A 12,955-nucleotide genomic window follows, 5' to 3' on the forward strand; every position below is an offset into this window, starting at 1 on the left:
CATCACAATTCGTTACGATATAACGAAAATGGTGAAATTTTCGTCCTGAATCGTTCTATCTAAAAACGCTGAACCTGTCGCCAAGCTGAAGCCTTGACCGAAATGGTGAGAAACGCACATATTACGTTCGTAATTTTTATTGAAGACTACTTTTTATCGATCCCGCCCCTCTCAATCCAGGAGTTGCACCATGAGCACCTATGACGTCGTGATTCTGGGCGCCGGCCCCGGCGGTTACAACGCAGCGATCCGCGCCGGGCAGTTGGGCTTGAAAGCGGCATGCGTGGAAGGTCGCGCCACCCTCGGCGGGACCTGCCTGAACGTCGGTTGCATGCCGTCCAAGGCATTGCTGCATGCCTCCGAGCTCTACGACGCGGCCATGGGGGCGGAATTCGCCAACCTCGGGATCGAGGTCAAACCTGTGCTCAACCTGGCTCAAATGATGAAACAGAAGGATGAAAGCGTCACAGGGTTGACCAAGGGCATCGAGTTTCTGTTTCGCAAAAACAAGGTCGACTGGATCAAGGGGTGGGGCCACATCGACGGGCCGGGCAGCGTCACAGTGACCGACAATCAGGGTGGCAAGACCCGGCTGAGCGCCAAAGACATCATCATCGCCACCGGTTCCGAACCCACTCCCCTGCCAGGCGTGGACATCGACAACCAACGCATCCTCGACTCCACGGGCGCGCTGTCGCTGGCTGAAGTACCGAAGCACCTGGTGGTGATCGGCGCTGGAGTGATCGGCCTGGAACTGGGTTCGGTATGGCGGCGCCTGGGTGCTCAGGTGACGGTCGTCGAATTTCTCGACCGGATCTGCCCGGGAGTGGATGCTGAAGCCGGTAAAACCCTTCAGCGCTCATTGAGCAAGCAAGGCATCCGCTTCAAGTTGAGCTCGAAAGTCACCAGCGCCACCTCCTCGGCGAGCGGTGTTCAACTCAGTGTCGAACCGGCCGCAGGTGGCACCGCCGAACTGCTGGAAGCCGACTACGTGCTGGTGGCTATCGGTCGTCGTCCTTACACCCAGGGCCTGGGGCTGGAGAACGTCGGCCTCGCCACCGACAAACGCGGCATGCTCGCCAACAAGGGCCACCGCACTGAAGCCGCGGGGGTCTGGGTAATCGGTGACGTCACCTCAGGGCCGATGCTCGCCCACAAGGCCGAAGACGAAGCCATGGCCTGCATCGAGCAGATCGTCGGCAAGGCTGGCGAGGTCAATTACGACCTGATCCCCAGCGTGATCTACACCAAACCGGAGCTGGCCAGCGTCGGCAAGACCGAAGAACAGTTGAAGGCCGAAGGTCGCGCCTACAAGGTCGGCAAATTCCCCTTCACCGCCAACAGCCGGGCGAAGATCAACCACGAAACCGAAGGCTTCGCCAAGGTACTGGCCGATGAGCGCACCGACGAAGTTCTCGGTGTGCACCTTGTGGGCCCGAGCGTCAGCGAAATGATTGGCGAATATTGCGTGGCCATGGAGTTCAGCGCCTCGGCCGAAGACATCGCCCTGACCTGCCATCCACACCCGACCCGCTCCGAGGCCTTGCGCCAGGCGGCGATGAATGTGGAAGGGATGGCGACGCAGATTTAGAACGATCAAAAGATCGCGGCCAAAGACTGCGATCTTTTCGCTTTTTCAGTCAGGCAGATGCCCCAACGGCAACGCTCCCGGCGTCTTCACCGTGTGAATTGCAAAATTGCTGCGGATATCGCTCACGCCCGGCAATTTCAGCAATCGCCCGGTGAGGAAACGGTCATAGGCGCGCAAGTCCGGTACCACCACTTGCAGCAGAAAATCCGATTCCCCGGACACCAGAAACGCCGAAATCACCTCAGGCAATGCCGTCACGGCCAGGCGAAACGCTTCGGCTTGTTCATCGTTATGCCGTTCGACCTTGACCCCGACAAACACCGTCAGCCCAAGGCCCACTTCATCTCGATCGAGGTTGGCCTGATAGCCGCGAATCACACCGGCCTCTTCCAGCATCCGGACCCGACGCAAACAGGGCGAGGCCGACAAGCCGATCTCATCGGCCAGTTGTACGTTGCTCAGGCGTCCGTCCCGTTGCAGCGCCGTGAGGATTTTGCGGTCGTAGGCGTCCAGTTTCATGCTTTGGCAGATCCTGATGGTTCGATCATCATAAACTGGCAGGTTATGCCAAATATCGAAGCTTTAGAAGCTGACTACGCAACCACCTGCCCTGCCCCTCGGCCGTAGACTGACCCCACCAAATCGACAACGAATGGGGGGCAACATGACAGAACTCTGGCTGTTTTTCATGGCATTGACAGTGGTGTACCTGTTGCCGGGCCCGGACATGATTCTGCTGTTGCAGACCGGCGCTCGTCAGGGCAAAGGCGCGGCGCTGGCCACGGCATTGGGGTTGGGCGTGGCGCGCGGTTGTCATGTGGCATTGGCGGCATTGGGTTTGGCGACGCTGTTCAGGACTGCGCCCTGGACCTTCGACGTGGTGCGCCTGGCCGGCGCTGCGTACCTGCTCTGGATCGGCATTCAGTGCCTGCGCACCACGATGCTGCCGAGCTTGAACGGTGCAGACGCAAGGACTGCTAAACCACGGTGGCCGGAGGCGATCCAGCGCGGTTTGCTGACTAACCTGCTCAACCCCAAGGCGCTGCTGTTTTGCTCAGTGCTGCTGCCGCAGTTCATCAACCCTCAAGCCGGACCGGTGCTCGCGCAATTTGCGACCCTGGGCATGATGCTGGTCGGCGTCGGCTTGCTGTTCGACAGCGCCTACGCGCTGGTCGGCGCTGCGTTGGGCCGTTGGCTGCAACGCAGTCCATCGGCCCAGCGGGTACAGCAGTGGTTGTTTGGCAGCCTGTTGATTGGTTTTGCTGTGCGGCTGACCTTTGTTCAACAAGCTTGATGACTATCGCGCATTGCGCTGGCGTCGGTTGATCAACACCAGCGCAATCGCGGTAAACACCACCACGCTGCCCATCTGCAGCCACTTTTTATACGGTCGCAATGCCGAGCGGACCGGGCTCAATACTTGGGTAACGTAACGCTTATCTGCATTCTGAAAATCCGGATAAGGACATCGGCGACCGAAGTTCACCGCCCAATCCACGTACGGCCCTTCCTTCACATAGCGTTGATAGAAGGCGCTTTCTTCTTCAAGGCTGGTGTTCCACCCCGCCGCCGCACACAGAACGGCCGCAAAAGCCTGACTGGTATGGGGCAAATTATCAGCAGCGCGGCTGGCCAACGCCGTGGCGACATAACGATAGTGGTAACGCTGATCGGGCTGTGCAGCGCTGGCCTGCTGACGCCGGACTTCATCTTCAGCCACTAATGGACCCACCTTGAGCTCGCTGCTCTCAAGGCTGTAATTACCGCCGAACGTGGCGTAATCCGGCGCCATTTCGTAGCCGAGAATTTCCATCCCCCACTCGCGCATCAGCCAACCTGCGTTAAATAGAGCAGCAGCACGCTTGGTCGGCCACCAGGCAGCGTCCGCCTCCTGACGCAATTGCCCGTACGCCTTGGCCTTGTTCTGCAAATCGACGTTGTCGAAGTAAGCCGGAGCCTCATCGTAACGCTCTTCACGCAATAAACGCCGCCCGAGCAGATTGCGCAGGCTCGCGGCCACCGGCAACGGCACATAATTGTCGCGATCCTGCTGGCTGAGCGGTGGCGGTGCCGGCACCTGGGTGTCGACGTACTGCTTGAGTTCATCGAGGGTCAGCACCCGCTCAGCCACGGTGGCCGCGTCGAACCAGTAGATGCCCTGGCTGCGATAGAGCTGATCGAAGGCCTGCAGGTAATCCCCGCGTTGCAGGGCCAGGATCGCGCTTTCACCCTCGACCCGGCACTTGGGCTGGAGCGTTTCGTAATCCCAGTCGGGCGTCCGCCGCTCGCCCCAGGATTCGTTCTGCGGGAAGGCCTGGGCGGCTTTGGCATAGGCCGCTGCGGCGGCGTTTTTGTCGCCATCACGCACCGCCAGCTTCGCCCGCAACCACCATGCAAGGCCACCGTCACCAGCCTGTTCGAGGAAGGCTTTGGCGCTGGCGTAATCGCCCTGTTGATAATTCATCGCCGCCAGGCGATCGGCATTATCCAGACTGCCACGGGTGCTGCTTTGCAGCAGTTTGATCAGTTTCTGTTCGTTCGGCGGTTGATCACCGAATGACCAGCCCAGCCGACTGATCAACGACGCCGTCACCAGTTGCTGCACCGCTTTGCCCTTGAGCAACCCGGCCAGTTGCTCGTCGGGCATCGCCGCCAGATCGGCCATCAACAGCTTCAGCGAGGTGTAGCCCACCGCCGAGCCGTGAAGGTTCTGCGTGGCGTAGAGTTGGATGGCGTTGTCCCAATCACCCGCGGTGCGGGCCACTCGCGCTTCTTCGCCGAGGCTGGCGACACCCAGTTCCAATGGGTCGCTGAAGCCGTCGATGCTCAGTTGACGGGTCTGCTCGAAAGCCTTGCGGGACTGAGCCAACAGGTCAGGGGTCGCGCCTGCTTCTGAACTCATGGCAAACAGCGCCCGGCCCAACGAGTACGCCGCCCAGGTGCTACGCAACGGGCGTTGTTCCGCCGGCAGCGCCAGCACTTTCTGGAAGTAGTCGGCGGCCAGGCCATGGTCACCGGCGTTGAACGCCACGGCGCCAGCCAGATAGAGTCTGTGCTCGGGCGGCAGATTCGCGCCTTGCTCTTCAACCTGACGGGCATCGGTCAGGCTGCGCAGCTGTTTCACCAAAGCTTGTTGTTCAGGCGTCAGACCGGCCTGTTCGGCGGTATCGCGCTGATGGGTGTAATCAGGCGCATCGCCGTAACCGTCCCCCGGAATGTTGGTGGCGGCGGTGACATTTTTCAGTCCCGCGATGGCATGCCCGAGGCGGCTGATCTCAAGGTTGAAGTTGCCTTCCGGCAGTTCCGCCAGCGACTGGCCACGGTTGTCGAGCAGGCGCATGGGGAAGTCCGGCCCGCAGGCCAGCGCCGAACCCAATGGCAGGCTGAGGCTCAGGCAAAGCACATGGCGGGGCCAGTTACGGGTAAACATTCGAACCTCCTTGATCAATGTGTGCGCAGCGAGCCCAACCGATAGCGCGCTGCCCGCCGGCCGGGATTCGACCGTCACGCAGGCGGATGAAGGTAAGCAGATCCGGGCGCTGTTGCAACGCATAACCGGCCAGCGCATCGGCGCCCTCGCAGCCCTGCACCGCCAGCGTCAGACGTTCGGGCCAGGCACTGTCGAGGTTGCCTTGGTTGCTGAGGCTGATGTCGTAGAGGCCGTCCTGCGCCGAGAGTTTCAGCCCCACATGACTGTCGAGCGTATCGCCGCGCGCCACAGCGCCCAGCGTCGTCAGGCTCCAGGCCCTGCGATCATTGGCCAGGGGCAGGCGAAACCAGATCAGCCCGGCCAGACGGGCCGGTGGATCGGCGCGCAACTCGGCGCCGAGCTTGCTCAGTTGCTGCGGGTCTGCCAGCAACTCCCGACGTTCGCCGCCTTGCTCGATGGGCACTTCGCTTTCCACGACCGGCGCGCCCCCGGCCCCCGGCAACAGCGCCACGCCATAAGCCGGCAGCGCCAGATAAAACGGTTTCGATGTGTTGCGACTCCAGGCCCTGGCCCACTGCCGTGTCTGATCCGGGTCGAACAGCCCACGCCGTGGATCGCTCACCGCGTGCACCTGCAACACGCTGCTGTCGACCGTTGCCAGCAACGCCGGCAATTCAGAACTGTCGAGCCAGGCCGGCAACGCGGTGATGCTCAGTGGCAAGGACGCCGGCAGAACACCACGCAAATGGGTGAGGAATTCGCGGTAGGCCGGTAACCGGGCGTTGCCCGCATCGTGGTCGATTTCCACGCCGGACAGGGTCAGCCCCTGCCCTTGCCAATCGCTGAGCACCTGCTGGATCTGCGCCGTGACCTGGTCCCGGTCCAGCCCGTTGAGCTGACCATCCAGACGAACCACCGCAATCAGCGGTCGGCCATCACGCTTGAGCAGCGCCGGATCGATCCGCGCCCGGCTCCAGCCAGACTGTGGAAATGCCTGCAAGGCCAGCACGCGCAAGGTCGAGAAATCGGTGTGGCTGTCGCGCAGCGCGGCGTCATGGGCTGGCGTCCATAGCCGTTGCCAGACATAGAGTTGCTGATCGAGCGGCGGCGCGTCCGGTTGCTCGCAACCGTTGAGCAACATCAATGCGCCAAGCAAGGCCGACAAGCGAATGAAAAACACAATGCCCACCCTCATCCTCTGTGGCGAGGGAGCTTGCTCCCGCTCGACTGCGCAGCAGTCGCAAAATGCAGCCCATGTGGTGTGTCTGATGATATGAAGGGGCTGCTTCGCAGCCCAGCGGGAGCAAGCTCCCTCGCCACAATTGATCGGTTACGAATTCCCGGCAGCCTACTCAGCTATCGGCTTGCAGGCAATGATCACCTGATTCTTCGCCACCACTGCGTCCAGCGCCTGAATGCTTTTGTGGGAGCGAGCGGGCTTGCTCGCTCCCACATTGTTCAGCTGTGTGGCGCAGGTTTCGGGATGGCAAGGTTATCCAGCATCCGGTTCACCGCCAGTTCCGCCAGCATGACGATCTGTTGAATCGCCATCGCCGTATGCCGGTGCGGCCCTTGCAGATACCCCGCAAAATCACTCGCCATCACACTGGCCTGGGCCAACGATTCACAGGTGTGGGCCAACAGGTCTTCGTCTTTGATATCCGGCGCAACCATAAACATCGTGCTCGGCTTGCGGGCCGCGGGGGATTTGAGGGCGGAGGGGTTGAGGTAGTGATCGAGCGCGCGCTCGGCGGCTTCGTTGAGCTTTTTTGAATCGAGGGATTCGTAGGGGGAAACGTCGTCGGTTTCCGGGGGATTCGGTGTGGCTTTGAACATGGTGAAACTCCATTCGAGAACTGGAGTTCGCCAACACTGCGACCAAGCAGAAGGGTGGCGAACCGTACGCGGGTTGGTCGACCAGGGAATGGAACCCGGCAGGGCCTAAGCCCTCCCACGCACAGCTCGCCATGAAGCAAGCACAAAAGTGCGCCATTCTAAACCTGAGCGACCAAACCCGATCACTGAATTTGCAGTGACTCCCAAAGCCTATCCCTCGGACTTCTGATACGACAACCGCTAGAACTTGTCGGATTTGTCCTTCAGAACAGCCAAATTTGTAGGATGTTCGCAAATATTTTCAGGCCAGCCGAGATCGAATGTGGGAGCGGGCTTGCTCGCGAAGGCTGTTTAACATTCAACGTGGAAGTTGTCTGAGACACCGCTTTCGCGAGTAAGCCACAGGGGATTTTCTCTGTTGTCTGGTTCAGTTACAGATCCAACACCAACGGCTGCGAACCCTGCGCCGGCACCGCACAACAAATCAGCACCTCACCCGCATCGGGAGCCTCCGCCGGAGGCTGTGGATAATTCACCTCTCCGCTGATCAACCGGGTTTTGCAGGTCCCGCAGGAACCGCCGCGGCAACTGAATTCCGGGCGCAAGCCACGGCTCTCCGCCAACTCCAGCAAACTGCCGCCGTCCGGCTGCCAACGCGCTTCTTTGGCAGAGCGCTGGAACACGACGGGCACCGAAACGGTAGCGGCCGGCAATTGCTCGATGACCACCGCGTCCGGGTCCGGCTTGCGACGCAGCGTCGACGGGCCAAAGGTTTCGGCATGAATCCTTGAATCAGGGACATCCAGATCCCGCAGGCTGTCGTACAGCCCCTGGGTAAAACTTCCCGGACCGCACAGGACAAAATCCACTTGGTCGTAGTCCTCCACCTCAAGAGTGGTCTTGAGCAAGTCGGCGTCGATGCGCCCTGTCAGGTCGTAATCTTCACCCTCACGGGCATCGGCCTCCGGCTGACTGAGCAAACGCAGCACCCGCACCTCATCACCGAGGCCGTCGAGCAGGCGATCCAGCTCAGGGCGAAACGGTTGATCGGCCAAGGTCCGCGAGCTCTGGAAGAACCACACAGGACGGATGCGCCGCGTGCGCAGGCCTTGATAAACCACCTCCCGCAGCATCGACAGCAGCGGCGTGATCCCCACGCCGGCAGCCAATAGCACCAGCGGCCGACGCTCATTCGGCGCCACGGTGAAATGCCCTTGAGGCGAGCGGGCTTCAAGCACATCGCCGACACGAATCTGCTCATGCAGGTGCGAGGACACCAGGCCTTCACGCTTCACGCTGATGCGGAAAAAGTCATCGGATGGCGCGCTCGACAGGCTGTACGTGCGGATGTGCACATCGCCTGCGATGTTGAACCGCAAGGGCAAATGTTGCCCGGCTTGAAACACCGGCAACCCGGCGCCATCGGCAGGCTCCAGATAGATTGAACGGATGTTGTGGCTCTCCCGCTCGATGCGCGTCACTCGCAGCGGCCGCCAGCGATCCCCCAGCGCCTGGGCTTGCAGGCGTGCATTTGCCTGCGCCCAGGTTCCGGTCAGCAAACTGGTGGGCGACACACCGTCAAAGCGCCAGCGCAAGGCCAATGCCGCGGGCCGACGCACCGCGTGCTCCACCTCGAATGTCCACAGCCGCTCGGCCCCTTGAAAGGCTTCGATCTGCGGGCCTTCGAGGATGACTTGCGTGCGACCGCTGAGGTGCAGGAGGTCGCCCGACTCGAAATCGATGAACAACAAACCGGCCCGAGGGTTGATCAGCAGGTTGCCCAAGGTATTGAAGAACAGGTTACCGGCGAAGTCCGGGATGGTCAGTCGATTGCCCTCTATCTGGACGAAACCGGCCTGGCCGCCCCGATGAGAAACGTCCACCGAGCGTTGGCCATCGACGTCCACATAGCTGGCGACAAAGAAGGTATCGGCGCTGGCAATCATGGCTTTGGCCGCGTCATCCAGCTCATTGAGATGCTGCGCAACACGGGTCGCCGGATCCGCCAATGGCACCGAGCGAAACTGGCGCAATTGAATGTATTGCGGGCAATTGCCGAAGGATTGCTCCACCGTCACCTCGAAGCCGCTCGCCGTTACAGCGCCGACTCGACCATTGAGACGGTTGCGACGTCGGGTGTGCAGCTCGATACCGAGCAGACCGATCGCCGCCCCGTCTTGCAGTTGTGCAGGATCGTCGCGACCGGGCAGGCTGCCGATCTGCAACAGCCCGGGCTCGGGGGACTTCGCAAAGCCCGGCGCCCCTTCAAGAATGCTCGCCCAAGGGTTGCCGTCGGCATCCACCGCGCCGTACAGCATGAACGGCAGTTGCTGATAGAACGTGCGGTGCTGGTCCGGCATCTCGCCGCGAATCACCCTACGACCCAATGCGTCCATTCGCTCCGCGACACCCACGTGGGCTTGCAACTGTTTCTCGCCTGCATGCCAAGGTGAACGTTCCATAACGGCTTCTCCCCTGCGCTCATTGCGCAATAAGAACGGCCCGACTGAATAGGGCCGTGAACATCAGGCAGTTTTTTGCAAACCGGCGATGGTGCGCGGCATGCCGACAAACCCTGGCAAGGCTTCAACGCGCGCCAGCCAGGCTCGGATGTTGGCGTAGTCATCCAGCGACACATTGCCTTCCGGAGCATGGGCGATGTAGCTGTAAGCGGCGATGTCGGCGATGGTCGGCTCGCTACCGGCCAGATAGGCCGTTGCGCCCAGTTCCTGATCGATCACTTTGAGCCAAGTGTGAGAATAGGCAATCACCTCTTCAGCGTTGTAAGGCGCACCAAATACAGTGATCAGCCTTGCCCTGCCGGGGCCAAAGGCAATCGGCCCGGCGGCGACCGACAACCAGCGCTGAACCTTGGCTGCACCGACCGGATCGGTTGGCAGCCAGCGACCGTTGCCATATTTTTGCGCAAGGTAGACCAGGATCGCGTTGGAGTCGGCCAGCACCATGCCTTGATCCTCAATCACCGGAACCTGACCAAACGGGTTGAGCGCAAGAAAATCCGCTTGTTTGTGTGCGCCCTTGGCCAGATCGACGAAGATCAGCTCGGTCGGCAGTTGCAACAACGACAGCATCAGCTCTACACGGTGAGCATGGCCGGAACGGGGGAAGTTGTAGAGTTTGATGGCTTGCATGGTCGACTCCGCTGGGTGGTGGCGCCGCTCAGGAAAGATCAGCGCCGATGGAGCGCAATCTTCCATCCACAACCAAAGCAACAGAATAACCACCAAACGCAATCCATTATTTCATCCAGTGCAATAAACCTTCAGCCGTGCAGGGCCGGGTGTTCGCGCAGCCCCTTTACCGCAAAGTCCACAAAACTGCGAACCCGCGTCGGGGCCTTGCGCCCACCCTGGTAGACCACATGAATGGGCAATGGCGGCAGTTCGAAGTCGGCCAGGACGATTTCCAGCTCACCGGTGGCGATCTTGCTCGCCACTTGATACGACAGGACTCGGGTCAACCCCAGGCCCATGGCGGCGGCAGTGATCGCCGCTTGATTGGCAGAGACCACAAGACGTGGCTCCGGACGAACACTGATCGGCTCTCCCGCCTCAAGGAACGGCCAGCTTCTGGGCTGCCCGATGGACGAGGTAGCGATGATCGGGGCGCGGCTCAAGTCTGCCGGATGCCGAGGCCGACCATGATCAGTCAGGAATCCAGGGGAAGCGCAGATCACCCGCCGCACTTCGCCCACTCGAATTGCGTGCTGATTGCTGTCAGGCAATTCACCGATACGCACGGCCACATCGATGCCCTCCTCGACCATGCTCACCACCCGGTCGACCAGTACAGCGTTGATGCTGACTTCAGGAAATTGAGTCAGGTAACCGACCATGAGCGGCGTGACGAACAAATCGCCGAACAATACCGGTGCCGTGATCGTCAGTTGCCCACGGGGCTGGGCATGGCTCCCGGCGGCCGAATCCTCGGCTTCCTGCACCTCGGCGAGAATTCTCCGACAGTCCTCCAGATAACGCTGGCCCGCCTCGCTCAAATGCACGCTACGGGTGGTGCGCGTCAGCAACTGAGTGCCAATGCGCTGCTCAAGCGCCGCCACTGCCCGGGTAACGCTGGCCGCCGACATCCCCAAGCGCCGCGCCGCCGCCGAGAAACCCTGGTCCTGGGCGACAGCGGCGAAGACCTGCATTTCCTGGAATCGGTCCATCGGGTATGTCCTTCGTTCAGGTAAAAAAAATCGCAACCGTAGGCTGCGATTTTTATTGGTTCGATCACCTGTGGATAACTTATTCCACCGTCACCGACTTCGCCAGATTTCGTGGCTGGTCAACGTCAGTGCCTTTCAACACTGCCACGTAGTACGACAACAACTGCAACGGAATGGTGTAGAGGATCGGCGACAGGATGTCGTGGATATGCGGCATGTGCACAACATGAGTGCCTTCACCGTTGGTCATGCCGGCCTGCTCGTCGGCGAAGACGATCAGTTCACCGCCGCGGGCGCGGACTTCCTGGAGGTTGGACTTCAACTTCTCCAGCAACTCGTTGTTTGGTGCCACGGTGACCACTGGCATGTCGTTATCCACAAGCGCCAGCGGGCCATGTTTCAGCTCGCCCGCCGGGTAGGCTTCGGCGTGGATGTAGGAGATTTCCTTGAGCTTGAGCGCCCCTTCCATCGCCACCGGGAATTGCGCACCGCGACCGAGGAACAGGGTGTGGTTCTTCTCGGCGAACAGCTCGGCGATTTTTTCCACAGTGCTGTCCATGGCCAGGGCTTCGCCCAGACGGGTCGGCAGACGACGCAGTTCTTCCACCAGAGTGGCTTCGACGCCTGCGGCCAATGTGCCGCGAACCTGACCCAGGGCCAGGGTCAGCAAGAGCAGGCCCACCAATTGAGTGGTGAAGGCTTTGGTCGAGGCCACGCCGATTTCGCGACCGGCCTGGGTCAGCAGCGTCAGGTCCGATTCACGCACCAGGGAGCTGATGCCGACGTTGCAGATTGCCAGGCTGGAAAGGAAGCCCAGTTCCTTGGCATTGCGCAGCGCGGCCAACGTATCGGCGGTTTCGCCTGACTGGGAGATGCTCACGAACAGGGTATCGGGCTGCACCACTACTTTGCGATAGCGGAATTCGCTGGCGACTTCGACCTGGCACGGGATGCCGGCCAGTTCTTCGAGCCAGTAACGGGCAACCATGCCGGCGTGATAGCTGGTGCCGCAGGCGACGATCTGTACATTACGCACCTTGGCGAACAACTCGGCCGCTTGTGAACCAAACGCCTGGACCAGCACCTGATTCTGACTCAGGCGACCTTCAAGCGTGCGTTGGACCACGGCCGGTTGCTCGTGAATTTCCTTGAGCATGTAATGCCGGAACTCGCCTTTGTCAGCGGCTTCGGCACCGTCACGGTACTGAATGCTTTCACGCTCGACGAGCGCGCCATTAATGTCCCAGATCTGCACGCTGTCGCGTCGAATTTCGGCGATATCGCCTTCTTCCAGGTACATGAAGCGGTCAGTGACCTGGCGCAGGGCCAACTGGTCGGAGGCAAGAAAGTTTTCACCCAGGCCCAGACCGATTACCAATGGGCTGCCGCTGCGGGCTGCTACCAAGCGATCCGGTTGCCGAGCGCTGATCACTGCCAGACCGTAGGCGCCGTGCAGTTCTTTGACGGTCGCTTTCAGGGCCGCGGTCAGGTCGGGCTGCTCTTTGAGTTTTTCGTTGAGCAGATGAGCGATGACTTCAGTGTCCGTGTCCGAGGTGAACACGTGGCCCAGGGCCTTGAGCTGCTTGCGCAGGGCTTCGTGGTTCTCGATGATGCCGTTGTGCACCACCGCCAGATCGCCCGAAAAATGCGGGTGAGCGTTGCGTTCGCACGGTGCACCGTGAGTCGCCCAGCGGGTGTGGGCAATGCCCAGACGGCCGACCAGAGGCTCTTCGATCAGCGCCTGTTCCAGTTCGCTGACCTTGCCCGGCCGACGCAGGCGCAAGAGTTTTTCATCGTTGGTGTACACCGCCACACCGGCGCTGTCATAACCACGGTATTCCAAACGCTTGAGGCCTTCGAGCAGGATGGCGGTAATGTTCCGTTCTGCGACTGCACCAACAATTCCACACAT

The 12,955-nt window shown here is 60.8% G+C and carries 10 protein-coding genes; 2 read left to right on the forward strand and 8 right to left on the reverse strand.

Features of this window, described 5'->3' with window-relative positions:
- Positions 1 to 190 precede the first annotated feature (190 nt).
- Positions 191 to 1,591 (forward strand): dihydrolipoyl dehydrogenase, encoded by a 1,401-nt coding sequence (lpdA, locus tag PGR6_RS28845; RefSeq protein ID WP_018927339.1) that lies wholly within the window; start codon positions 191 to 193, stop codon positions 1,589 to 1,591.
- A 45-nt stretch (positions 1,592 to 1,636) separates the two neighbouring features.
- Here the strand turns inward: lpdA and PGR6_RS28850 are convergent, their stop codons facing one another.
- Positions 1,637 to 2,110 carry an Lrp/AsnC family transcriptional regulator gene (locus tag PGR6_RS28850; RefSeq protein ID WP_019580354.1) on the reverse strand — a complete coding sequence of 158 codons (474 nt, stop codon included), beginning with the start codon at positions 2,108 to 2,110 and terminating at the stop codon, positions 1,637 to 1,639.
- Positions 2,111 to 2,255: 145 nt separating this feature from the next.
- On the opposite strand from PGR6_RS28850, the gene PGR6_RS28855 reads away from it, so the two are divergent.
- Positions 2,256 to 2,885: a LysE family translocator gene (locus PGR6_RS28855; RefSeq protein WP_064621373.1), complete on the forward strand. Its 630-nt coding sequence runs from the start codon at positions 2,256 to 2,258 to the stop codon at positions 2,883 to 2,885.
- A gap of 3 nt (positions 2,886 to 2,888) precedes the next feature.
- Here PGR6_RS28855 and PGR6_RS28860 read toward each other — a convergent pair whose 3' ends face one another.
- From PGR6_RS28860 to glmS, 7 genes are all read right to left on the reverse strand, one after another.
- Positions 2,889 to 5,021, reverse strand: a complete 2,133-nt coding sequence (locus PGR6_RS28860; RefSeq protein ID WP_064621176.1) for a hypothetical protein — start codon at positions 5,019 to 5,021, stop codon at positions 2,889 to 2,891.
- Positions 5,008 to 6,204, reverse strand: a complete 1,197-nt coding sequence (locus tag PGR6_RS28865; protein WP_064621374.1) for a DUF3142 domain-containing protein — start codon at positions 6,202 to 6,204, stop codon at positions 5,008 to 5,010. Before PGR6_RS28865 ends, PGR6_RS28860 begins: the two co-directional genes overlap by 14 nt.
- 275 nt (positions 6,205 to 6,479) lie before the next feature.
- Positions 6,480 to 6,857, reverse strand: coding sequence for a DUF6124 family protein (locus PGR6_RS28870; RefSeq protein ID WP_018927334.1), 378 nt, complete (start codon positions 6,855 to 6,857; stop codon positions 6,480 to 6,482).
- Between the two features lie 431 nt (positions 6,858 to 7,288).
- The gene (locus tag PGR6_RS28875; RefSeq protein ID WP_064621177.1) at positions 7,289 to 9,319 is read right to left on the reverse strand and encodes a 2Fe-2S iron-sulfur cluster-binding protein; all 2,031 of its coding nucleotides are present in this window, start codon (positions 9,317 to 9,319) and stop codon (positions 7,289 to 7,291) included.
- Between the two features lie 63 nt (positions 9,320 to 9,382).
- Positions 9,383 to 10,009 carry a glutathione S-transferase family protein gene (locus tag PGR6_RS28880; RefSeq protein ID WP_018927332.1) on the reverse strand — a complete coding sequence of 209 codons (627 nt, stop codon included), beginning with the start codon at positions 10,007 to 10,009 and terminating at the stop codon, positions 9,383 to 9,385.
- Between the two features lie 131 nt (positions 10,010 to 10,140).
- Complete coding sequence (locus PGR6_RS28885) at positions 10,141 to 11,043, reverse strand: LysR family transcriptional regulator (RefSeq protein ID WP_018927331.1); 903 nt, start codon at positions 11,041 to 11,043, stop codon at positions 10,141 to 10,143.
- Between the two features lie 79 nt (positions 11,044 to 11,122).
- Positions 11,123 to 12,955, reverse strand: coding sequence for a glutamine--fructose-6-phosphate transaminase (isomerizing) (gene glmS / locus PGR6_RS28890; RefSeq protein WP_064621178.1), 1,833 nt, complete (start codon positions 12,953 to 12,955; stop codon positions 11,123 to 11,125).

Origin of the sequence: Pseudomonas sp. GR 6-02 (genome assembly GCF_001655615.1) — a bacterium.
In the GTDB taxonomy this organism is placed as follows: domain Bacteria; phylum Pseudomonadota; class Gammaproteobacteria; order Pseudomonadales; family Pseudomonadaceae; genus Aquipseudomonas.